This is a genomic window from Arachidicoccus sp. BS20 (genome assembly GCF_001659705.1).
Taxonomy (GTDB): Bacteria; Bacteroidota; Bacteroidia; order Chitinophagales; family Chitinophagaceae; genus Arachidicoccus.
Map to the genome: position 1 here is coordinate 1,214,294 of NZ_CP015971.1, position 24,318 is coordinate 1,238,611.

Consider the following 24,318-nt stretch of genomic DNA (forward strand, 5'->3'; position numbering starts at 1 on the left):
TCGTAAAAATTTCGTTGCGCAAAGGAACAGATTTTTGGGGAATTTTTCTCTTAAATTGTTATTCAATTTATTGCCTGAAATAAAATATTTCATTAGTCTATAAAAAAAGTAGAATATTTTTTTGGCAAAATAAAATTTGTTCCTATTTTTGTTCCGGCATCAAGAAGTTACTCATTCAATCTGTAACGCCAACCGAGCGCGAAAAGCCACGGTGGTAAAACGATGAGGGTTTCAAAAACCAAAAAAGTTCAAAAGTCAGCCGCGACTTTTTAACGTTTCTTAGTTTTTATTGATGCAATACTATTTTTAACCATTTAAAATTTTATTGCGATGTACGTAGAATTATTATTAAAGGAACAAGAGCAAAAGTTTCAGTCCCAATTCAAAACTTTGCCCAACGACAGGTTGGTCGAATGCTTCAACAAGCAGGTGCGATGTTTAAGCGGAAATACCATTCGCCGTGTTTATTTATCTGCGTTGAAAAACGAATTTCTCAACAGAGATTTTGATTGCAGCATTGTATTAAACAAATACGGCTTGCGTGTACAGCAAAAAGTTCGCCTGGAAAATAACCGTTTGGTTTATGCGAATTAGGTTTCAAAAAATTTTTATCACAAAGTCTATTATTTTTATAGACTAATATCTAACCTATGTAAATACTATTTTATCAAAATTCCAAAGCACGATGTTAAGCGGCAAGCGTTATTTGGAAAAGCAAATCATATTCCTTCAATTTTAAAAAACAAAAATATTATGGCAATAACATCCGTTAAAATAAATAATTATGTAAGGTCTTTCGATAAAACCGATGACGGCAGCGAACCTATCAGTAATTATTACGGTTACACACCGTTGAAATCGGGCAACAGCGTTCCTTATTTTCATCATCCGCTGGAAAAGGTTTTGTATCCGAAAAATAAAAATAAAACAAAATTTGTTTTCAACGAGCTTACAACTTCGCATGAAATATTAAATAACGAAAAGCCGGTGGTACTTGTATTTCGCCCGATATTTCATAATGATGCAGATATTCAAAGGCTGTTTCTGGAAAGCCTGCAAGCCGATATCAATGTTATGGGCGGCAAACTAACCATCATTACAAACGCAACAATCCGTTCGTTGAGCGCAGGATTACATCAACCAAATTCGCTGCATATTTTTTCCGATACAGAAAATAAAATCGCAGAACTCTTCGGTTTGTATAATTCAGAAAATCAAATAAGTGACTGGCTTTCAGGCATCGAAGGCGATATTTCGTTGCCTGCTTATTATGTAATCAATCCCGATGGGAAAATTGTATATCATTACATTGACTATAATTTCCGTTCGTACAAGTATGACCATTTCGACGGGCAACATTTTGTGCGACAATTGCTGACGAATGTTTATCAAAATGCACAAAGGCTGAAACAGTTGGAAAAAGTTTAATACTAAACTATAAAACCGTATAGGAACGTGGTTCTAATTCTATGTATCTGTGTGGTTAAAATTATTCCTTAAATCAGTCCGTTTTTAAATCGAAGAAGCAGGGATTACTTGTATAAGTAATCTCTGTTTTGTATCTTTATCGTTCGTGTACAATAAACTTTTATCGATTTGCAGCATGAGCATGAATTTTATTTTTACCCGAAGAATATATATACAATTAATTTTACTGTTTATACCCTTTGCAATATCGGCGCAACCATTGTATAAAAACGATACAATCGTTGTTGCCGACAGCGCCAGAAGTATCGCAAAAATCCAACCTGAAATACAATCGCCGGTATTGCTCGACGTACAAAAAACCCTTGACTCACTAAACGGAATCCAATCAAGACCGGTTCGTAAATCCAACCTGTATTACAGGCTGGCTGTGGGTTTTGCCAAAATGAAAATGTATCCTTTGGCTTTAAAATGTTTTTATTTTTCTACAAAAAAGAAAGCAAGAAAATCGTTCAACGCAGACAGTGCAACCAAAGAGCAAGATGAATTTTATGCTTCACTGAAACAAGCGAGAGAAAATATTTTACAAACATCATCCGGCGAAGCCATTGCTATTTTCGGCGATACAGTTCTGGTCAATAAAATAAAACAAAGAGGCGAAAGCTCAAAGCCGATAGAAGATTCAAGCATCGTCAATCCGTTTCTCGACCATAAGACCGCAAGCGCTTATGGCGTGATTGTGCATGTAAAACAGCCCGTGCGCGGCAAGCGAAGAAAAATAAAGCTGCCGGGCAATGTTGGTCATACTTTTATTACATTGATAAAATTCAACGCAGACGGAAGCAGCGTGCAACGCACTTTCGGGTTTTACCCTAAAAAATCGCTGCCTCTTGAAGCATCTCCGTTTTTCCCAAACACACCGTCTTATTTTAAAAACGATGCCCGGCACGATTGGGACGAAGCCGTAGGAAAATTTATCGATAAAAAACAATTCGATTTGATTCTCGACCTTACAAAAAAATATGCAAAGAAACGCTATCATCTCAGTAAAAACAACTGTACCGATTTCGGGTTGAACATCGCTTCCATCGCGGGTATTCAAATCAAGCATACAAAGGGGAAATGGCTGCTCGGCGGCGGAAACGACCCGGCAGATATGGGACAAAGCATTCGCGAAAATGAAGTGGCAACCAGCAACGGAAAGTTATTTATATACAGCCAGCCATTGGACAGCGACGATAAACTTGCCAAAGGCAACGGCGAATAAATCTTAACAACATTCGCATCAAAATTATCGTACCTTTATACAACAATTTTTAGAAATGATAGGTTTTGAATTTTCCCAATTTATTTCCGACGAAAGTAAAAGCAAGTTTGAACAGTTGCTTGATATTTTTATGCAACTACTACCCAATACCAACGGCGACGTGCAGGAAACATTGGAATGGATGAATCAGTTGGATAAGTACTTCAATCTTACCAACGATAATTACGGCATGGGCGATTTTATTCAAGACCTGAAAGACAAGGGCTATTTGAAAGAAAATGAATTGTCCGGCGAAATGTCATTGACAGCGAAGAGCAAGCAAAGCATTCGACAACGCAGCCTCGAAGAGGTTTTCAACAAGCTGAAAAAATCAAAACAGGGCGAACATAGCACAAAGAAAACGGGCAGCGGCGATGAAATAAATTCCGACATACGCAATTATCAGTTCGGCGACAAACTGGAACAAATAGATTTTACCGAAAGCATTCGCTCTGCGCAAATAAGACATGGTGCAGAATCTCTCTCGTTGCATGAAGATGATTTGCAAATTCGCGAAACGAGTTTCAAGGCGCAAACATCAACTGTGTTGATGATTGACATTTCTCATTCTATGATTTTGTATGGCGAAGACCGCATTACGCCAGCGAAAAAAGTAGCAATGGCGTTGAGCGAATTAATCACTACAAAATATCCGAAAGACACACTCGATATTGTTGTTTTCGGCAACGATGCGTGGACGGTTGATATAAACGATTTGCCTTACCTCCAAGTCGGTCCGTATCATACTAATACTGTTGCCGGACTTGAATTGGCAATGGATATTCTCCGCCGCCGTAAAAATGCCAATAAGAAAATTTTTATGATTACCGATGGTAAACCTACTTGTCTTAAAATCAATGGACGATACTATAAAAATGCGTTCGGGTTAGACGGGAAAATTACCAACCGCTGCATCAGTCTTGCAGCACAGTGCAAAAAGCTGAAGATTGACATTACCACTTTTATGATTGCTTCCGACCCGTATCTGCAAGCCTTTGTAACCGAATTTACCGAGATGAACAATGGTAAAGCTTACTTCGCTACGCTCGACAATCTCGGCTCTTTTATCTTCAAAGATTTTGAAAGTGGAAAAAGGAAAACAGTATATTGATTTTTACTCAACAGAATACACATATAAAACAACCAAATATATTATGCTCCTTACTTTCATTGTGTACAATTAACATCTTTTAGTGTTTTATACATTTCCATAAGTATTCAGCTTTGTGTTCACGCGCTTACGTATGCAAGCAAGCGCTTCACATTCGGAAACTTCACTATTTTTTATTAACTTCGCAATAATCGCAGGTCGGCATACTCCATCTTTTATCATTTAGCGTCGGCTTAACCATTATTATCACGACCATATCGGTCAAGTCTGAAAAATCTTTTAAACTATGCGTAACCGATTATTTGTGGTATCCAACAGGTTGCCTTTATCTATTAAACAAAAAAATAATAGCTATGTACTGAGACAATCGTCCGGCGGATTAATTTCTGCCATTAATACTTATTTGAAAGCAGACAATCAATCTTCTTTCACACAGACCTTTTGGGTAGGAATTCCTGATTGCAGCAAGAAAATTTGGGAAAGTGCCATCGACAAGCTTGAGAATAAAAATTACGACTATCTTCCCATTTTTGTAGAAGAAGAAAAATATGAATTATATTACAACGGCTTTGCCAATTCGCTGGTATGGCCGCTGTTTCATTATTTCGCATCGTTTGCCAACTACGATCAAACGCACTTTGATGCGTATATGGAAATAAACGAAATGTTTGCCGATGCGCTGCTGCCACAGCTAAGATACGGCGATGTAGTTTGGATTCACGACTATCATCTGATGCCCCTCGCCGGGATATTGCGCAAGAAAAAACCTTCACTTACTATCGGATTCTTTCTGCATATACCGTTTCCGTCATACGAATTGTTCAGAGTCATTCCAAAGCAATGGCAGCACGCAATATTGACCGGAATGCTTGGCGCCGATTTGATAGGCTTTCACACACTCGACTATGCTTCGCATTTTTTATTTTGCCTCGAAACCATTTTAAAAATTGAAGCCAATGGGCAAAATGTCGCTTGGGAAAACCGGCAGATTAAAATAGACGCATTCCCGGTAAGCATTGATTTTGATTTGTTTTTCAACTCTTATGACAAGCCTGAAATAGCTGCCATACGAAAGCAATATCTTGATTTAAAAAAAGATAAAAAGCTGATTTTTTCTGTGGACAGACTTGATTATACAAAAGGCATTTACAAACGCTTAACCGGTTACGAACAATTTCTGCTCGATAATCCCGATTATAAGGAGAAAGTAATTTTTGTACTAAATATAGTACCCTCGCGCGATTCCATTTCCAAGTATATTGAAAGCAAGCAAATGATAGACGAATACATTGGCGATATCAACAGCCGCCTTGGAAACATTGGCTGGCAGCCCGTCTTGTATCAATATGCACATTTAAAATTTGAACAGCTAATTGCCTTATACACCGCCTGTGATATGGCATTGATAACACCTATACGCGATGGTATGAACCTCGTGGCAAAAGAATTTGTTGCGAGCCGGAAAGACAAACTGGGCGTTCTTATTTTAAGCGAAATGACCGGCGCTGCCAAAGAATTGTCCGAAGCGTTGCTAATCAATCCAAACGACAACAAGGAAATTGCCACGATGATAAAATACGGACTTGAAATGAAGCCCGAAGAACAATCGCAGAGAATAACCACCATGCAAAACAGAATAAAAAAATATGATGTAAATGCGTGGGCAACAGATTTCTTTACACAACTTAATTCTATCAAAGATTTACAATTAAAATTTGAAGTGAAATTTCTCGATAATATCAGCAAAGCCAACTTATTAAGCAGCTACGTAGATGCTTCGCAAAGATTATTACTACTCGATTACGACGGCACTTTAACACCATTTTCCGAACAACCGTCAGAAGCCGTGCCATCAGAAGAATTACTACAAATATTAGAGCAGCTTTCCCGCGACCCGCAAAACGATGTCTATATCATCAGCGGCAGAGATGGAGAAACGCTTGAACGCTGGCTTGGTCATCTGCCGTCATTGGGACTAATAGCTGAACATGGTGCCAAAATACGCACCGGAAACAATGGTTGGCGCGCGACTTCAGGACTGACCAGTGCAACAGAGTGGATGCACAAAGTAGAAGACATTATGGATAAATACGTGGCAAAATGTCCGCGTTCATTTATCGAGAAAAAAGAATTTTCAATTGCGTGGCATTACCGAAACGTAGAGATTGCATTGGGACAAGTTCGAGCCAAAGAATTGCAAGCGGAACTTCAGCAGACCGTTGCCGCATTGCCTTTAAACGTGTTGATGGGCAATAAAGTAATTGAAGTAAAATTCAAAGGCAACAACAAAGGCTCGGCTGCAGAGAAAATTATCAAGTCAAAAAAATATGATTTTATTCTTTCAGTCGGCGACGATCGTACCGATGAGGATATGTTCCTCAAAGTAGCAAAGCTGCCTCAGGCTTTTAGTATCAAAGTCGGAAGCGAAGCATCATTTGCAAAGTACAATCTGCACACGTCATACATGGTGTTATCGCTTTTGCACGCTTTGGCTATGTACAATCAAAATGCTTTGATAAAGAGAATCTGAGTCCTTTTCATTTACATTTCTTACTTTAAATAAAGCATCCCATAAAGTTTGCGAGACTTTATGGGATGACAAACTAAAAAAAATAGTTATACACTCGTGGTGCATTATAAAAAAGAGTTGCTCATTAGACTACATAGTCGTATATTGTATTGATTACCAGTCGAATACAATTATGAGCAACCTGAGAGCAAGTTACGAACTAATTTTAAAAGAATTGCGTAAAATCACAGAAAGTGAAAATATGTATTACAAACCGATACGACCTCAGCTGTCCGACATAGAGTTGATAAGTTTAGTCATTCTGGCAGAGTTCAAATCCATTGACTCGGAACGACAACTTTTCAGAGAAATAGAAGAACTTGGCATTGCATCCAAGATAGAACGTAGTGTTTATAACAGAAGAAAGCGCAAACTTTTTCCTTACATAGAAAGTTTGAGAAAGAAAATGGCTCAGAAATTTAATGACTTTGAAAACTATTTTGTGGTAGACAGTATGCCTTTGGAAGTCTGTAAAATATCACGTTCTTCCAGAAGTAAAATCTGTAAAGAAAATGATGATGCTTTTCCCGACAGAGGTTTCTGCGCTTCGCAGAACTTACCTTTTTACGGCTATAAATTACACGCCGTGTGTTCTGTTAGCGGAGTTTTCCAAAGTTTTGATATAACGCCTGCATCTGTTCACGACATTCATTATCTGCAAGATATTAAATCGCAAATCACTGATTGTACTTTGCTCGCTGACAAAGGCTATCTCTCTCAAAGCATACAATTGGATTTGTTTAACGAAGTAAATATTGAATTGGAAGTGCCTAAAAGAATCAATCAGAAAGATTATAAGCCGCAGTTCTACCTTTTCAGAAAATATCGCAAAAGAATCGAAACCTTGTTTTCACAGTTATGCGACCAATTTATGATTAGGCGTAATTATGCAAAATCTTTTGATGGTTTTAAAACAAGAATACTTGCTAAAATAACAGCACTCACGACCATTCAATATTTAAACAAATTTGTTTTCAACAGAAATATCAATAACATTAAAATTAATCTCGCTTAATAATGCACCACGAGTGTTATACTACTATTTCTTCCAAATACTTTCAATTTCTTCCAAACTCTTTCCCTTCGTTTCAGGAACTAATTTCCAAATAAACAATGCAGATAAAACAGCCATCACACCGTAAATCCAGTAAGCAAACCCGTGATGAAATTGGTTGGTCAATGCAACATTATCGTTCATCATCGGGAATGTGAATGACACGACCCAATTCGCAATCCATTGTGCCGCTACTGCGATGGATAGCGCACCGCGGATACTGTTGGGAAAAATTTCTGCCAGCAACACCCAGCAAACCGGACCCCAACTCATGGCAAATGCCGCCGTGTATATCAGCATAAAAATTAAGGCAACAATGCCGAGATTATTGGAATAGAACAGAAATCCAAGCGCTATCATGCTTACAGCCATTCCTACGGAACCGATTATCATTAAAGGTTTGCGACCGAATTTATCCACCGTAAAAATTGCAACCACCGTAAACAACAAATTCACAACACCTACAATAATCGTTTGCAGCAAAGATGAATCGGTGGAAGAACCCATGTTGCGGAAAATATTTCCGGCGTAATAAAGTACCACATTAATACCTACGAATTGCTGGAATACAGAGAGCAAAATACCTACGATAATCAATAACGAACCGTAAGACAACCACGGACGGCTTGTTTCGTGTAGCGTACTTTTAATAGAATCTAAAACAGATTGTGCTTCTTCTTTGCCGCCTATTTTCCCCAACACTTTCAATGCAGAGGCGTCTTTGCCTTTCATCGCAAGATAGCGCGGCGTTTCTGGCACAAAAAATAAAAGGATGAAAAATATTGCTGCCGGAATTACACCGGAGAAAAACATCCAACGCCAGCCTTCCGTTGTAAGCCACTGTTCATCGCCTTTTCCGGCGATGACGTAGTTCACGAAATAAATAACCAACATTCCGAAGATAATCGCAAACTGGTTGAAAGAAACCAATTTTCCGCGAATTTTTGCAGGCGCTATTTCAGCAATATACATCGGCGAAATCATGGATGCAAGTCCTACGCCGAAGCCGCCGATAATTCTATAAACAACAAACGAATAAACGGGCAGCACACCGAAAATGTTGAACGCTTCAGGTTTCCATGCTCCTATCGCCGAAAATAAAAATGATAACGCAGCAATGAATAATCCTGTCTTTCTTCCCCATGATTTTGAAATCGCTCCCGCCAAAGCGCCACCTATGATGCAGCCAATCAACGCGCTGGAAAGTATAAACCCTTTGATGGAATTTGCCATGTTTTGCAATGCATCAGCACCGGAAGGCATTATTTCATTTACAGAAAAATATGACCAAACAATCAATGCAACGAGAATGATAACGCTTACAATTATCCCTCGATTTTTGCCCAACAATTTGAGCATTTGTATGCATATGATAATTGCCACAATAAACAAAACGATGACCATCAACCAACGATATTGATTGATTAATGGAGTTGTCAACAAAGAGAAATCATTTGGCTTTGACTGCACAAAATATTTCCCAAGCGCTTCCTCTGCACCATTGACTACCGCCGTATCGTAGCCGAAAAGCAAACCGCCCAAAGTGGCAACTAATGTTAGTAATATGATGTAAAAATTATTACTTTTCTGAATACCCTGCGAAGCGTTGCTTCCGCCTGTGTTGATGAATGCCATCGAAGTTTATTTTTTGGTGGATGAATGTTTTTTGTTGTTTCTGTAGCCGTGGTTCGTGTCCGCACAAACCGCTTAGTATTTTCGGTACGTGAAGACACGTACCGAGGCATCAGAATGAAATAATATTTTTATAACCACAACGGCACGATGACAAAACGTTTCTCAACGTTGCGGTTTCGCCGTGCCGTCAAGTGTCGTTGTGGTTCAGCTTTTTTAAATATACTGATTAATAATATTCTCGTAATATTCCTGCCTGCCGCTAATCATCTTCGGTTCGCCATTTTGCGCAGCAAAGTTTCTCAGGTCTTCCAAAGACAATTTACCGTCTTCAAAGTCTTTACCCGCACCGCTTTCGTAAGAAGCGTATCTTTCCTCACGCAGCTTTTTATATTCCGATTTTTGCAAAATATTATCTGCAACAATCAATCCTCTTGCGAACGCATCCATGCCTCCGATATGCGCATAAAACAAATCCTGGTAATCCGTAGAGTTGCGTCTAACCTTTGCATCAAAGTTTACGCCGCCGCCTTTAAAGCCGCCCGCTTCGAGAATTATCAACCATATTTCCGCCAATTCATTCAGGTTTGTCGGGAACTGGTCGGTGTCCCAGCCGTTTTGATAATCACCGCGGTTGGCATCCATCGAACCTAACAAACCCGCATCAGCAGCCACTTGCAGCTCGTGCGTAAATGTATGTCCGGCAAGTGTTGCATGGTTTACTTCAAGGTTTAATTTGAAGTCGTCCATCAAATCATACTGGCGCAAAAAGCTGATAACCGTTGCCGCATCATAATCGTATTGATGCTTCGTAGGTTCGCACGGTTTCGGCTCAATAAAGAATGTTCCTGTAAAACCTTGCTTACGTGCATAATCTTTTGCTGTGTGCAAGAATTTTGCAAGATGCTCCTGCTCTTTTTTCATGTTTGTATTCAACAAACTCATGTAGCCTTCGCGACCGCCCCAGAACACATAATTTTCGCCGTCTAATTTTATAGTCGCATCCAACGCCGCTTTCACTTGCGCACCCGCGTGTGCCAGCACATGAAAGTCAGGATTTGTCGAAGCGCCATTCATATAACGCTCATGCGAAAAGAGATTTGCTGTAGCCCACAACAATTTTACGCCGCTAGCTTTTTGTTTTTCTGCAAGATAATCGGTAATCGTGTTCAAACGATTTTCATTATCGGCTACATCATTCGTGTAGTCGATTAAGTCCACATCGTGAAAACAGTAAAACGGCATATTCATTTTTGTAATGAACTCAAAAGCCGCGTCAGCCTTGTCTTTCGCGCGTTGCACGGCATCTGAACTTTCGTCCCATGGAAAGAAATGCGTTCTTCCGCCGAACGGGTCTGCGCCGCTTCCGTTGAACGAATGCCAATACGCGCATGCAAATCTGAACCAGTCTTTCATGGTTTTTCCTGCAACCACTTTTGATTCGTCGTACCACTTAAACGCCAACGGATTGTCACTTTCGCGTCCTTCAAATTTAATTTCTCCAATACCTTTGAAGTATTCTTTTTCTCCTTTAATAATTGCCATTGTAATTGATTTTTATTTGTTATTAATATTTTTTGATAACACGAATTATTACTAATTACACGAATTGATTTGAACGCTGATTTTTTATGATAGTTATGATTAATCCCATAATCTTAAAAATCCTCCCAAATCATGGTTCAGACTAATTCCTCGTTCAGACGACTCTTCCATTTCCGATAAATTGCTTCATATTTTTTTACCGATTCTTCATCGGGTTCTATGGTTTCCAGCAACTCCAATTTGGAAAAAGCATCCTGCGGTTTTTCAAAAATTCCCAAACCGATGCCTGCGCCCAAAGCCGCGCCCACACTGCCGTCCGTGTTGTACAGTTCAACCGTTAAGCCTGTTGTATTTACAAATGCGTGCGTGAACACTTTGCTTAAAAACATATTGGCTTTGCCTGCTTTTACCACTTTGGTTTGCATACCGTTTTCGCGCATAATGTCCAATCCGTAACGGAATGAAAACGCAATACCTTCCTGCACCGCGCGGAACAAATGCGCCTTATTATGTATATTAAAATTGATTTCGGAAAAGCCTGCGCCTACGTGTTTGTTGCACAACATTCTTTCAGTACCGTTGCCGAAAGGCAGGAACAGCAAGCCTTCCGAGCCAATCTCAATCGTTGAAGCAAGCTCATTTATTTCCTGATAAGATAATTTTTCATCCACCATATTTTTTATCCAGCGGTTGCTGATGCCCGTTCCGTTGATACACAATAACACGCCAAGCCTGTTATTTTCATTCGTATGATTGACGTGCGCAAATGTGTTGATGCGCGAGAGTTTATCATACACCAAATCGTCTGCAACGGCATAGATAACGCCGCTTGTGCCGGCAGTTGCAGCGATTTCGCCGGGTTCAAAAACATTCAGCGACAAAGCGTTGTTCGGTTGGTCGCCGGCTTTGTAGGTAACAGGAATTTCTGCAGGAATGTTCAATTCTTTTGCAATCTCTTTTGTAACATTTCCATGCACGCCGAACAATGCTTTTGTTTCAGGAAAAACAGATTCATCAAAATCATAAGCACTCAAAATATCTTTCGATAGTTCTTTGTTTTTAAAATCCCAAAACACACCTTCGGACAACATGGAAATGGTGGAAGTAATTTCGCCCGTTAATTTCATCGCGATATAATCACCGGGCAACATGAACTTATCAATCTTCTCATAAACTTGAGGTTCGTTATGTTTTACCCAAGCCAATTTTGATGCCGTGAAGTTTCCGGGGAAATTTAATAAATGAGATAATGCTTTTTCTTCGCCAATCGCTTGCAAGCCTTTCTCTGCCTGCTTTTCCGTACGACTGTCACACCAGATAATTGAATCGCGCAATACATTTTTTTCTTTATCTACAATTACCAATCCGTGCATTTGATATGTAATACCGATGGCAACAATATTCTCAGGATTATATGTATTTATTGATTGTGTTTGCTTAATGGCAGCCTTCACATCGCTCCACCATTGTTCCGGCGATTGCTCCGCCCAATCAGGCTTGGGAGATTTTATTTCACGCTCCGTATTTTCGGGAAAAGTGGCGGAAGCCACGCTGCGCTGTGTTTCCGCATCTACTACGGAAACCTTTATTGACGACGTTCCTACGTCTATGCCGAGTAATAATGTATGCTCAATTTTGTCAATCATTAAAAATCTGAATTTAAACTTATGTTTGTATGCAACAATTTGGAAGCTAAAGTAGCTAAAATTTCTAAAATTGCAATCGATTGCAATTTTATTTTTTCATAAAATAAAAACAATTCACACCTAATGTAAATGAATTACCATTTCACAACATCCCAATACACAGGTTTGCGTTGCAATGCCGTGTCAAACAGCAACGGATAATTTTTTCTGCCTTCAACAGGATAATGGTCAAGCCATGTGTCCTTGTCGGACAAGTTCCAAAAAGTTACACTGTTGATATATTTTTTGTACTTGCGAAAAACAGAGAACACCATCTTGTATTCCGCAGCCTGCTTGGCTTTCAGCGCATCGGTATAGGTATCGTTTTCATTTGGTTTCTTTGCACGCTGATTTTTCTCCCAAGGAAAAATAGAAATATCCACTTCGGTAAATTGCACTTTCAAACCGAGCGAAGCAAACTCTTTAATCGCTGTTTCCAATTCATCCTGTGTAGGTTCGTACACCGACCAATGCGCTTGTATGCCGATGCCCGTAACTGGAATTTTCTTTGCCAGTAGACCTTTGAGCAATTTGTAAACACGCTCTCTTTTTTGCGGACGAATGACATTATAATCATTGTAAAACAACTGTGCTTTCGGGTCGGCTTCGTGCGCCCAAACAAAAGCGCTGTCGATAAAATCTTCGCCGCAGATTTGATACCATTTTGAATTACGCAGAAATTTAGTACTATCATCGTCAATCGCTTCATTCACTACATCCCACGCATACACAGCATCTTTGTATCGATTGACGACCGTGAAAACATGCGACTTCAAACGCTGCAACAGCGTGTCTTTGGAAACCGTTTTACCGTTTTTATTCACGAACAACCACGGCGGCGTTTGCTGATGCCAGCAAAGATTATGTCCGCGAATGCGAATATGATTGCGCTTCGCAAATGCGACAATTGAGTCTGCATTTTTCCAAAAATATACATTTTGAAAAGGTTCAATCGGCGCCCATTTCATCGCGTTTTCGGGCGTTACACTATTAAATTCTTTTAAAATCAATTTGCCTTGCACGCCTGTAATGTTATGTTCATTTACGGCAACGCCAATCGGAAAATAATTTTTGTAATAATCTTTCAACCCTTTGTTTGTATTAGGTTTCGGATGATTATTCGCTGAATTGCATCCGAACAAAAATGCTACGATTGAAAACGATATGAATATTTTTTTCATGGGAAAAATTTATTAATTATTAAAGATTGATGATAATTGAAAAATAGGAAAACGTTGGTTGTCATTGCCGCGTAGGCGGCAATCGCTTGACGAGTGCATTTTTGAGATGCTGAATCGAAAATCGGCGAAGCCAAACGGGTTCAGAATACGTGCAAAGGTTTTTCATTTCTGTTCAATCATCTTCAACATTAAAAATTATTAATTCTTTAATTACAAAATTTTTAATTAACAATGCTATGCTAAGTGTCCTCGCTTCGCATAAATATTCTGTTGCCTCGTGGCAACTAAAACAAGTCGGCAAGAGCCGACAGAATAAAGGTTTGAAGCGAGGACGCTTCAAACAGCGAGCGCATTCAAATTCTTAACTCTAAATTTTAATTAATTACCACATTCGTTTCAGCCATTGCCGGCGCGCCTAATTCCCGGCTGCGTGCAACAGGTGAACTTCCGCCGATATAAACTTTATACGTTCCGTTTGGAATAACCGCATCGCCGTTTTCATTAATGATTTGCATTTTTTCGGGCGTTACGGTAAAATTCAAAGTCTTGCTCTCATTGGGTTTCAGCGAAATTCGCTGAAAACCTTTTAATGAATATAAAGGCGTTAAATAATTTTGTTGCGGTGCGGAAATATATAATTGTACAACTTCATCCGAAGCAACATTACTTTGATTGGTAACCGCTACTTTTACTTCAAAAGATTCATTTTTATGAATGGATTTTTTATCTATCGTAATATTGCTATATTCAAATTTTGCATAAGACAATCCAAATCCAAAAGGATACATAGGCGCGTTTCCCATATAACGATAGGTGCGACCTTTCATGGAATAATCGGTATATGCAGGTAAATCGTCCAACGACATCGGAAAAGTCACAGGCAGTTTTCCCGAAGGCGATACATCGCCGAAAACTACGTCGCCGACTGCATTTCCACCTTCTTCGCCCGGATACCAAACGAGCAAAACGGCGTCGGATAACTGATGCACTTCCTGCAAATTCATAGGGCTGCCGCCTGTGATAATGGTTACAATTTTTCCTTTATAACCATCGCGTAATTTTTTCAAAAATTCAATTTGATTCTTCGGTAAATTATAATCCATTCGGTCGCCAAATGTAGGCGAAGCCAACGCATCTCCTTCTTCGCCTTCAATGGTTCCGTCGATGCCCAGCACGGCAAAAATAATATCACACTGTTTCGCATCGCCGGTTGTCCAGTCTTCAGGATTCGAGTTGGGCCAATTCAATAAAATTCCTTGTTTGTATTGCACCTGGCTTCCTTTTGCAACATGCCCTGCAATGCCCTCAAGAATTGTGGACATTTTATCATTAATGCCGTAATAATTGCCTATCAAAGATGTAATGGTGGAGGCATTTGGTCCTGTAACGTAATATTTAGGCAAGTCATTTTTCAATGGCAATACACCATCATTTTTCAGCATTACAATAGACTCCTGTGCTGCTTTGCGCGCCAGTGCACGGTGTGCTTCGCTGTTGATTTCATCTGCGCCGATTTTATCATAAGGATTTGTACCGACCGGGTCGAACAACCCCAGTTTGATGCGCGTGCGCGTTACATTTGCCAACGCGCTGTCAATTACAGATTCTTTGATGGCGCCTGCTTTTAATGCAGCATGCAGCGTACCGAAAGCATTGCCGCAATTGAGGTCCAAGCCGTACTTGATTGCCCACACAGCCGCATCTTGCAACGATGCTGTGGCTTTATGTCCGTGATAAATATCATCGACCGCATCGCAATCGGAAACCACGTGTCCTTTGAAACCCCAATCTTTACGAAGAATGGTATCCAACAAAAATCCGCTGGCGCTGGCAGGTTCGCCATTTACACTATTGTATGCAGCCATTACCGATTCAACACCGGCTTTAACCAAGGCATGGAAGGCCGGCAAATAGGTTTCGTACAAATCCAATTTACTCACATTCACATTAAAGCCATGACGTAATTTTTCAGGTCCGCTATGCACCGCAAAATGTTTTGCAGTTGCCTGCGTTTTCAAATGATTTGGGTCGTTACCTTGTAAACCTTTGACAAATGCAACGCCCATTTGCGAAGTGAGGTATGGGTCTTCACCGTAAGTTTCCTGTCCCCTGCCCCAGCGCGGGTCGCGGAAAATATTGATGTTCGGTGTCCAGAAAGAAAGTCCGCCGTACCAAACTTCGTAACCGCGCTTTCTATCGATATTAAATTGAGCGCGCGCCTCACTTGAAATGGCGGAAGAAACTTTTGAAAGCAACGCAGGGTCGAAGGTTGCAGCTTCGCCGATTGCCTGCGGAAAAACTGTCATCATGCCGGAGCGCGCTACGCCGTGCAAAGCCTCATTCCACCAATTATAAGAAGGCACGTTTAATCGCGGAATGGCTGGTGTTGCGTTCATCAACTGATCGATTTTTTCGTCAGGTGTAAGGCGTGAAATAAAATCGTTCACTCTTGCATTCAAAGGCTTTGAAGGGTCTCTGAAAATTTGTGCTTGCACGAAATGTGTTGCAATGAATGAACACGAAACGAAGATAATTTTAATGCAATGTTTTTTCATTCGTATATTTTTTATGTTTTTAATTGCCGGATGGAATTGGCTGCGCCGAACTCCGTTTCGCCAAAACAGTCATCGCTTTGGATATGCGAAGTTCTTATGACTCATTTCATCAATGTAGGTTTTATTATTTCTCAAAAAATGTTTTATTTAAAACTTATCCAATCAATTGCAACATTGGAATTATTTTTCACTACTATGAACAAATTATGAATTCCTGATTCATATTTTTTTACGGTAGCTTTTATTTCTTTCCAATCATCGCCTTTAGGAATTTTCGCTTCTGCGATTACAGTTCCGTTTATATCATCTGCTCGTATTTGTATAGCACCGCCTGTTGCAGAAAACGCTCGCACAGCAAGTATTTTCAATGGTTTCATTCCAAAATCAATACTACTATATTGCACCCAGGCATTGGCTTTAGTAAAGGTAGTTTTCCATCCGAGAAATTTATTCGCAGTATCAATAAAATTTATGGAAACGCCATTATTACTTTTAGCAGTATATCTGTCTATCTGTATTTTCTTAGAGGCATTGGTAAGACCGACACCTCTAAACGTGGGAATAACTTTTTTAATTGTACCATCCGAATTAAAAAACAAACTATCAATTCTTACAGACCTTGCTTTGTCAAAATCCGGCGAGTAATCATCATGATGATAAAACAAGTACCATTGATTTTTAAACTGAATAATGGAATGATGATTTGTCCAGCAATCGGGCGATTCGTCCATGATAACGCCTGTAACTTTAAATGGTCCCAAAGGATTATTGCTGACAGCATATTCAAGTTGCTCCGTTTTGTCTGCTACGTGCGGATATGTCAAATAATAAATACCGTTGCGCTCAAACATATACGGACCTTCTTTCAAACCTTTGTCCGGTAAGGCTTTCAGCACAACCGGTTCGGAAGCAAGCTCAAGCATATTGTCTTTCAGCTTTGCCGCATAAATATTTCCTTCCGCCCAATACAAATATGCCTGTCCGTCTCTATCGATAAAAACATTCGGGTCAATGCCATGAACATTTTTAATCGGTTGAGGTTGCGGAACAAAATTTCCCGACGGCTTATCGGACACTGCAACGCCGATTGCAAAACCGTTTCCATTGCTCGTGTCTTTGGGCTTCGTGGGAAAATAGAAATAATATTTTCCATTTTTGAAAATGCAATCGGGCGCCCACATACTGTATGCCGTTGAATCTGCCCAAGGCACATTATACTGACTTACCACAATACCATCGTCGTTCCAATCCGTAAGATTTGCGGAAGAAAAAACATGATAATCTTCCATGCAAAACCAACCGATTCGACCATGCTCTTTTGTGGCAAGAATATCATGCGAAGGATACACATAAACGCTGTCGCCGAATACTCTTGCCGAAGGGTCGGCAGAATATTGATTTCTGATAATCGGGTTTTGTGCAATGCACAAAGAAGTCAGAAAACAGACGGCGGAAATAAGAATAAACTTTTTCATCTGTTATTTTTCATCGTCTTAAAATTTAAAAATCATTATTCAGTCTCAAACGGACTTGCAGGCAATCCTTCTTTGTTGTACAAATCAGGATTTACAGGATTGTCCGCCCACGCATAACGCACATATTTCGGTGCTTGTATTTCATCGTTCCAAACAACCACTTTATCGCCTTCAATTTTTGCATTTGCCCAAACAAATTTTTTATCTGCACCGGCAATTTCAAATGCGCCATTCACTTCATCTGTATTCGGCGATGTATAAGAAGAATCTTTAAAAATCAAACCACTGCCAACATTGGTAAATGAAACAATTATTTTATTTCCCTCAGTCGTTGATGATTGATACAAAGGACTTGTAACAATATTTTTTTCGCCGTAAACCATTTTTTCCGCAGCCAGCGCCAAACGGTCGCCTACAGGTTTTTTCCTGTCGGGATGAATGTCGTTCCATTCGCCCAAATCAATCGCCACAGCCATTGCAGAATTTGGAACGGATAATGATTGCAGTTGCGCTTCTCTCAGTTCCGCCCAACCGCTTTCTTCAGGCAAATAATTATAATCGCCATAGCCTGGAAGTTGCACGTATAAAAACGGAATATCGCCTTCGTTCCATTTGTTGCGCCAGTCCGCAACCAGAGCGGGTTGCAGCTTTGCGTATTCTGCAGCACGACCTGCATTACTTTCTCCCTGGTACCAAACAAATCCTTTGATGGTATAATTAATTTCCGGCGCTACCATTGCATTGTACAAAGCCGTTGGCGCATTTTGTGCAGAGAAACCAAAGCCGCCAAAGCCGTGATGCGGCACAAAAACTTCACCCACTTTGTATTGCCAATAACCTTTTAAATCAACCGTATCTTTGCCCGCAAACAAGCAGTAAGGTTTGTCGGGAACAAAGCCGCCTTTGCCGAAATTATTGGTAACACGGATTACAAATAAGTTATTGCCGGGCTTCAGCAAATCTGCGGGAACATCGTATCTTCTTTGCGGGTATTCATACGTGGTGTTGCCTATTTTTTTTCCATTGATGTACAATTCATCGGCATCAACAATTCTTCCGAGAAAAACTTTTGCAGGTTTCCCTGTCATTGCAGCAGGCACGTTGATTTCTTTTCTGTACCAAACAACGCCGTCAAGATTTTTTAATCCCTGGTCTTCCCAATAGCCCGGAATGCCTATCTGCCGCCATTCGTTGGGAATATAATCAGAACTGTACCAAGGCGCCTGTCCGGCAAGTCCTTTATCGATTGGCTTTGACATTCCCATTCCGGTATTTTTTCTTCTACTTAAACTATTTATATAAGCCGTGTCTTTGTTCTTTTCAATTGTCTTTAGTTCGGAAGCAAAACCTTTAAAACCACTTTCGCTTATCCATGCTTCGATTGGTGTACCGCCGACACTTGCATTGATAATACCGATGGGAACGTGATATTTTTCGTACAGGTCTTTTGCAAAAAAATATGCGACAGCAGAAAAATCCCCCACGTCCTGCGGAACGGCAGATTTCCAATAGCCTGAAGGCAAATCATCGGCCGGGCCTTGCAGAGCGGTCAATGTAGGGATCCAGAATTGCCTTATCTCAGGATAATGCGCATCGGGTATCGCATCAGGATAATACACACTGTGCAACCTTAACTGATGCACCATATTGGACTGACCGGAACAAAACCATACATCGCCCAGCAATACATCGTGCAGTATAATTTTGTTTTTACCGCTAATCTCCATTGTATAAGGACCGCCGGCTTTCATAGGAGACAATTGCAACTTCCATTTGCCGTCGGAACCTGTTTTGGTTTTGTACGTTTGGTTGTTGAACTTAACCTTTACGGTTTCGCCTTTTGACGCCCAGCCCCAGATATTGATTTTCGCATCTCTTTGCAAAACCATGCTGTCCCTTACCAACTGCGGCAATTTTATTTGTGAAAAAGAAGTATTGTTTAGAACCATTAAGACACAAAGACACAAAGTAACTTTAAGAAAAAACTTTGTGCATCTTCGTGCCATTGTGTCTTTGTAGCAAATTGTTTTCATCATTATTTCTTTTTATATAAAGTTTCCGGCGCGCCGAGATAGCTGTATTTCCCGTTACCAAAATTTAATACTATTTTTTGCAGCACAACGGCGTTGCTAATCATCCAATATTTTACAATATGCCTTCCGCTTGTTGAAAGACGATGCCGCGTTGTTTTAATAATAATATTATTGGCCGCCCATCTTCCCCAAACCCGGTCTTTATTATCATCTTTGTTCAGCGAAACAATTTGCGGCTGTTCATCGTCGATAGAAACGGCGTATTGCAAGCCCGTCGAGTCGTTATGAAAATTCAATGTAGGCGAAAAATAAGCGTTAAGTTTTACATCGCCTGTATCTGTTGTATAAATTTCGTACTGCAACTGCGGATTTGATGCAGCAAGCGTTTCAAGGGATTTTGTTACGGGAAAAGTGGTAATACCACCGCCATCGCGTCCAATATCTTTAATCATCTTCCATTGGATATTTTTTGTGTTGATGGCTTTGGTATAATGGGATGCTTCTATTGAAATAAAATTATTTTTTTGATAGAATGAATTTTTGGACGCATTGGCATGAAGTTTAACTTTTATTTTACCCGGGTCGTTTGTCCATGTATGAGAAACACTATCATTAGAAATATATTCCACTTCGGGCATCGAATTTCTTCTTGGTTCCTGCCACGACCTGTAGCCGATATGCGTTTGATCCATCATGTGGTTCCATTTGCCATTGTTTAACCGATTGTATTGAAGCGATATTAAAGAGTCGTTGATAAAAGCTTGTTTAGCTTTATCGGCATAATCATTTGCCGCAATATCGTTATGCGAAGCAAGCAGCTTGTTCATGGCAACATCGTAATACAATTCATGCAAATTTTCCATTGCTTTTACAGGATGCAGTACGAGTTCAAAATAAGCGTCTTTATATTCCGCCGGCAGGGCTTCGTTTATTTTTCCTGCATCGGCTAATAAAACTGTCCATTGCTGTAAAACATTTTTCCATTCATCATAATTTTCTATACTGTATGTATTTGCATCCAGCAATTCGGGTTTTCTGCGCGAAGCATATTGCGAATATCTTTTTAAAATGCTTCCGATTTCGTCCGCGTAAGTTTTTCCGAATTGCGCCGAAGCCCAATGTTTATAATAGTCCGGGAGATTGTCTTCATTTATTTTTTCGGGGTTCCAGGCATAATCACACCAGAACGAAATGGGAAACTCCATCGGCTTCAGATCTCCCACATTGACCACCCATATATTTTTCACACCATATTCATACGCCAGATGCATCTGTTCCCAAACTCTTGCAATATTATTTGTATTGATCCATTTATAATTCCTTGGACCGCCCACATAATCGAAGTGATAATAAATTCCATAGCCGCCACTTCTTGGCTTGTCCGTTATTTTCGGCAACCTGCGGATATTGCCCCAGTTATCGTCGCAGAGCAGCAAAGTAACATCGTCCGGCACGCGCATTCCCTGGTCATAGTAGTCCTGAACTTCTTTGTACAAAGCCCAGTCCTGCGGTGTTTCGGAAGCCGGTTTGCCCGTAACGTCCGAAATTATTTTACGCTGGTTCTTAACAATTTTTTCCAGCAAACCGATTGCCGTCCCCTGTGTCATAGGCTTATCGCCATCGCCGCGCATACCAATAGTAACAACACTTTCGTGATGATCCATATTTTCGATACCCTTCTTCCAGAAAGCATTCAGCTCAGCTTCGTTCGTGGTATAATCCCATGCGCCTTTTCCATAACGTTTCCATTCCTGCTGCGCGCGCATCATCGGCTCGTGATGCGAAGTGCCCATCACGATTCCCCATTTATTGGCCAATACGGGATTCAGCGTATCGTCATCGTTGAAAGCATTACCCCACATTGCGGGCCAGAGATAATTGGCTTTTAAGCGAAGCAACAGTTCAAATATCTTTTCATAAGCAAGATGGTTGGCGCCGCCGAATTTTTCCTTTACCCAGCCGCTGAAAGCAGGCGCTTCATCGTTGATAAATATGCCGCGGTATTTAACCCGGGGTGAATCAGCGATGGAAATATTTTGTCTGACAAAAATTTCTTTCTTCTTTTTTACCGGCACATCCGCCCACCAATACCAGGGAGAAACGCCAATCTGTTTCGACAATTCAAATGTACCGTATGCAGCCCCGCGCTTGTTACTTCCGACAATGATAATGCCTTTCGAATGTGCATTTAATTGAACCGTTTGAATAGCGTACGCGTCCCATTTGTTTTGAACAGAAGCAATACTGATTTTGCCGGAGCGAATAAGGTCTTTAATAAAAGAAGAATGGTCAAGCGTACCGATAATAATAAAATTTTTATTCGTATCAATACTGTCGTGAAGAAGCATCAATTTTTTCCCGGTAAGAGATTGGATGTCCTGCTGCAACAATTCCCCGGCTTTATGCACCAGCCAGTTGTCGCCTTCATCAATATAAATATGTGCATCCTGATGCTGCGATACGATCGCAAAATCAGTTGCGCTTTTTTGTTCGCTTACAAAAATCTGTGCATGAGCTTTTGCAAAAAGAAAATAGAAGATTGCAAAACATATTATCCCTTTCTTTCTCATTCGTATAAATTTTCCCTTTACTGCTGTAGTAGTAGGTCTTTTGACTGAATGTATGGCATCTCTGAATCAAAAAATCTTAGTCCGTCAATAAAATAGAACGGCTGGTGTTTATTTCACCAACCGTCTACAATTAAATATTAATTATATCCCGGGTTTTGATAAGCTGCCAATGCATCAGCACTCATATCCATAGCATTAAGTTGCGATGTAGGGATAGGACGAAGATAATTTTGCGGAGTTATGGTGCGCGTAATTGTTTTTGGCGCAGCATTACTCCAATCACTCGCATTCTGAGAATCCACAATAGTAAAGCTACCAGCAAGCTCGTTCCACTTCTGTGTGCGAACGAGGTCCAACCAACGATAACCTTCGCCGAAATATTCACGGCTGCGCTCTGCCAGAATATAATTAATATCGATAGTAGCGGGCGTCGCTGCAACCATAGCTGCGCTATTATCAATAGATACTGTTTTATGAAGACCGTTACTAAAAGTTTGTTTACCGGCGCGAGCGCGAAGCACATTGACCAAATCGCGTGCACTCATAGAACCTGTTGCACCTTTTACAGCAGCCTCTGCAGCTATTAAATACAGTTCCGAAAACTTAGCAATATTAACTGGGCGCGTGCTACTGCCATTTGGGTTGCCCAATCCGCCATTAGCATCGGTGCGATAAGGACCTATTTTCCAGTTACCAGGATAACGGGTTCTACTGATATGGCTCGGTTCTACAACAAAATCAGCCCTGCCCGGTAATACGCCAGCTCCGATACCGCTATTGAACACCGAATTAGAATAATCAACACCGCCAACATCTTCGGGTAAAAATGTAAAAACAGCATCATCCTGGCCTAACGGCAAATAATTAGCGCCATAAAATTGTGAATATTTAGCTGCGAGGCCACTTTGACTAAAATTGGAACGATAAGAAGTTACGAACGTTCCATCAAAGCGGGTATCATTGGCTTTATCTGCGAAAGTATTGTAAAATACGCCTTGCGGAGGAGCATTCATTGTCCACGGACGTCCCAGTGACTGATCATCCGAGCGTTGAACAGATGCAACTGTAGCCCATGACGTATTAGAAGTGCTGCTAAATACACTCGTGTAATTGAACTGTTCAAACCATCCGATAAAGTTATCCGGACCTGCGAGAGCGCCCGAACTATACGAAAGGCTGGCCCCATTATATTGTTCACTTGATTGTGTGTGGTCGGCATATAAAAGTATTTCACTATTGCGGTCATTAGCGCCATTACTCACATCATAGAATGTTGGCTGCAACCCAAAAGTCGCGAAAGTCTGTGCATCTCCGAAGTAGCCCTTACTTGGATTGGCAATAGCAGCTGTAGCTACATCATAAGCCTGCTGAAAATACCAGACAGCATTATGTCCGTCCGGATCCGTTCTGTCCGCTGCCGGATAGGTAGGGATATTGTTAGGATTCTGCAACCACCAGCCATAAGTCAGATATGCTTTTGCCAAGTATAACTGCGCAGCCGTTTTACTTACCCCACCTTGTAAACGGGAATCACCAAGATTGTTTATAGCCTGTAATAAATCCGGGAAAATAGCCTTTGTATAAACTTCGGGGACGGTATTGCGTACCGAAGTTCTGACCGTAGAAGTATTGAACTTCAGCTCACCAGCTCCTAGATCCAACGGCACGCCGCCATAAGTTTGTACCAAATAGAAATAGTAAAATCCACGGAAGAAATAGGCTTCCGCAAGTAATGAAGCTGATATGCCTGCTTCAGTACCATTTTCGATTACACCACTCGCAGTATTAATAGCAGGAAAGGCTGTCTGCCACAAGAATCCGGTATTACTACTTTGAGGGTCAATGGTACTCTTTCCGGAAAAATCAAGCTGCCAGATATTATTATCCGAATTTCCACCCCAGGTCGACTCGTCCGTTCCGTCCTGGTTGGCATTAAGAAAATAACCGCTGCCCCATAAACGAAGGTCAGCATATAAAGATGTCAATCCACCTTCTACGCCTGCTTCTGTTTGAAAATAAGCTGGAGTAAATGTGGAACGGGGTGTTTCTTTTAAAATCTTGGAGCAACCCGTCATAAGCATACCAACGAGAAGTGTTCCAGTTAAAGTCTTATTTATTCGTTTCATCTGTTTATCTTTTTATTGTTCTTTAATTACCAGATACCCCCTGACCAGACG

15 protein-coding genes and 1 riboswitch are annotated in these 24,318 nt (G+C 40.5%); of the genes, 6 read left to right on the forward strand and 9 right to left on the reverse strand.

Annotated elements, in window-relative coordinates; translation table 11 throughout:
* The first annotated feature begins 151 nt into the window (after positions 1-151).
* Positions 152-256: riboswitch (SAM-I-IV-variant riboswitch) on the forward strand.
* 74 nt (positions 257-330) lie between these two features.
* The 6 genes from A9P82_RS05425 (at position 331) to A9P82_RS05450 (ending at position 7,426) form a co-directional block, all read left to right on the forward strand.
* On the forward strand, positions 331-594 hold the full coding sequence (locus A9P82_RS05425) for a hypothetical protein (RefSeq protein ID WP_066205065.1): 264 nt from the start codon (positions 331-333) through the stop codon (positions 592-594).
* Positions 595-753: 159 nt separating this feature from the next.
* On the forward strand, positions 754-1,428 hold the full coding sequence (locus tag A9P82_RS05430) for a thioredoxin domain-containing protein (RefSeq protein WP_066205069.1): 675 nt from the start codon (positions 754-756) through the stop codon (positions 1,426-1,428).
* 175 nt (positions 1,429-1,603) lie between these two features.
* Positions 1,604-2,692: a hypothetical protein gene (locus tag A9P82_RS05435; RefSeq protein WP_066205072.1), complete on the forward strand. Its 1,089-nt coding sequence runs from the start codon at positions 1,604-1,606 to the stop codon at positions 2,690-2,692.
* Between the two features lie 55 nt (positions 2,693-2,747).
* A complete protein-coding gene (locus tag A9P82_RS05440; RefSeq protein WP_066205075.1) occupies positions 2,748-3,842 on the forward strand; it encodes a vWA domain-containing protein in 1,095 nt (364 codons plus the stop codon).
* A 286-nt stretch (positions 3,843-4,128) separates the two neighbouring features.
* Positions 4,129-6,372: a bifunctional alpha,alpha-trehalose-phosphate synthase (UDP-forming)/trehalose-phosphatase gene (locus tag A9P82_RS05445; RefSeq protein WP_066205078.1), complete on the forward strand. Its 2,244-nt coding sequence runs from the start codon at positions 4,129-4,131 to the stop codon at positions 6,370-6,372.
* A 172-nt stretch (positions 6,373-6,544) separates the two neighbouring features.
* Entirely contained in the window at positions 6,545-7,426 is an 882-nt protein-coding gene (locus A9P82_RS05450) for an IS982 family transposase (RefSeq protein ID WP_066205080.1), read from the forward strand.
* Between the two features lie 24 nt (positions 7,427-7,450).
* On the opposite strand, the gene xylE is transcribed toward A9P82_RS05450, so the two are convergent.
* The 9 genes from xylE to A9P82_RS05495 all read right to left on the reverse strand — a co-directional run bounded on the left by xylE (position 7,451) and on the right by A9P82_RS05495 (position 24,267).
* Positions 7,451-9,100 (reverse strand): D-xylose transporter XylE, encoded by a 1,650-nt coding sequence (gene xylE / locus A9P82_RS05455; protein ID WP_066205083.1) that lies wholly within the window; start codon positions 9,098-9,100, stop codon positions 7,451-7,453.
* A gap of 213 nt (positions 9,101-9,313) precedes the next feature.
* The gene (gene xylA / locus A9P82_RS05460; protein WP_066205091.1) at positions 9,314-10,642 is read right to left on the reverse strand and encodes a xylose isomerase; all 1,329 of its coding nucleotides are present in this window, start codon (positions 10,640-10,642) and stop codon (positions 9,314-9,316) included.
* Between the two features lie 137 nt (positions 10,643-10,779).
* A complete protein-coding gene (locus tag A9P82_RS05465; protein ID WP_066205094.1) occupies positions 10,780-12,288 on the reverse strand; it encodes a xylulokinase in 1,509 nt (502 codons plus the stop codon).
* A 134-nt stretch (positions 12,289-12,422) separates the two neighbouring features.
* Positions 12,423-13,508: an endo-1,4-beta-xylanase gene (locus A9P82_RS05470; RefSeq protein ID WP_066205096.1), complete on the reverse strand. Its 1,086-nt coding sequence runs from the start codon at positions 13,506-13,508 to the stop codon at positions 12,423-12,425.
* 374 nt (positions 13,509-13,882) lie between these two features.
* Positions 13,883-16,063 (reverse strand): glycoside hydrolase family 3 N-terminal domain-containing protein, encoded by a 2,181-nt coding sequence (locus tag A9P82_RS05475; RefSeq protein WP_066205099.1) that lies wholly within the window; start codon positions 16,061-16,063, stop codon positions 13,883-13,885.
* A gap of 143 nt (positions 16,064-16,206) precedes the next feature.
* Positions 16,207-17,538 carry a family 43 glycosylhydrolase gene (locus A9P82_RS05480; RefSeq protein WP_066205102.1) on the reverse strand — a complete coding sequence of 444 codons (1,332 nt, stop codon included), beginning with the start codon at positions 17,536-17,538 and terminating at the stop codon, positions 16,207-16,209.
* 35 nt (positions 17,539-17,573) lie between these two features.
* Positions 17,574-19,574, reverse strand: coding sequence for a sialate O-acetylesterase (locus A9P82_RS05485; protein ID WP_231891208.1), 2,001 nt, complete (start codon positions 19,572-19,574; stop codon positions 17,574-17,576).
* Positions 19,574-22,141, reverse strand: a complete 2,568-nt coding sequence (locus A9P82_RS05490) for a glycosyl hydrolase 115 family protein (protein ID WP_066205105.1) — start codon at positions 22,139-22,141, stop codon at positions 19,574-19,576. The genes A9P82_RS05485 and A9P82_RS05490 overlap by 1 nt, the downstream gene beginning before the upstream one ends.
* A 137-nt stretch (positions 22,142-22,278) precedes the next feature.
* On the reverse strand, positions 22,279-24,267 hold the full coding sequence (locus A9P82_RS05495; protein WP_066205109.1) for a RagB/SusD family nutrient uptake outer membrane protein: 1,989 nt from the start codon (positions 24,265-24,267) through the stop codon (positions 22,279-22,281).
* Between the last annotated feature and the right edge of the window lie 51 nt (positions 24,268-24,318).

Coding starts and splice junctions, on each gene's coding strand:
- A9P82_RS05425 (WP_066205065.1), top strand. CDS start 331: ATGTACGTAGAATTATTATTAAAGGAACAAGAGCAAAAGTTTCAGTCC.
- A9P82_RS05430 (WP_066205069.1), top strand. CDS start 754: ATGGCAATAACATCCGTTAAAATAAATAATTATGTAAGGTCTTTCGAT.
- A9P82_RS05435 (WP_066205072.1), top strand. CDS start 1,604: ATGAGCATGAATTTTATTTTTACCCGAAGAATATATATACAATTAATT.
- A9P82_RS05440 (WP_066205075.1), top strand. CDS start 2,748: ATGATAGGTTTTGAATTTTCCCAATTTATTTCCGACGAAAGTAAAAGC.
- A9P82_RS05445 (WP_066205078.1), top strand. CDS start 4,129: ATGCGTAACCGATTATTTGTGGTATCCAACAGGTTGCCTTTATCTATT.
- A9P82_RS05450 (WP_066205080.1), top strand. CDS start 6,545: ATGAGCAACCTGAGAGCAAGTTACGAACTAATTTTAAAAGAATTGCGT.
- xylE (WP_066205083.1), bottom strand. CDS start 9,100: ATGGCATTCATCAACACAGGCGGAAGCAACGCTTCGCAGGGTATTCAG.
- xylA (WP_066205091.1), bottom strand. CDS start 10,642: ATGGCAATTATTAAAGGAGAAAAAGAATACTTCAAAGGTATTGGAGAA.
- A9P82_RS05465 (WP_066205094.1), bottom strand. CDS start 12,288: ATGATTGACAAAATTGAGCATACATTATTACTCGGCATAGACGTAGGA.
- A9P82_RS05470 (WP_066205096.1), bottom strand. CDS start 13,508: ATGAAAAAAATATTCATATCGTTTTCAATCGTAGCATTTTTGTTCGGA.
- A9P82_RS05475 (WP_066205099.1), bottom strand. CDS start 16,063: ATGAAAAAACATTGCATTAAAATTATCTTCGTTTCGTGTTCATTCATT.
- A9P82_RS05480 (WP_066205102.1), bottom strand. CDS start 17,538: ATGAAAAAGTTTATTCTTATTTCCGCCGTCTGTTTTCTGACTTCTTTG.
- A9P82_RS05485 (WP_231891208.1), bottom strand. CDS start 19,574: ATGATGAAAACAATTTGCTACAAAGACACAATGGCACGAAGATGCACA.
- A9P82_RS05490 (WP_066205105.1), bottom strand. CDS start 22,141: ATGAGAAAGAAAGGGATAATATGTTTTGCAATCTTCTATTTTCTTTTT.
- A9P82_RS05495 (WP_066205109.1), bottom strand. CDS start 24,267: ATGAAACGAATAAATAAGACTTTAACTGGAACACTTCTCGTTGGTATG.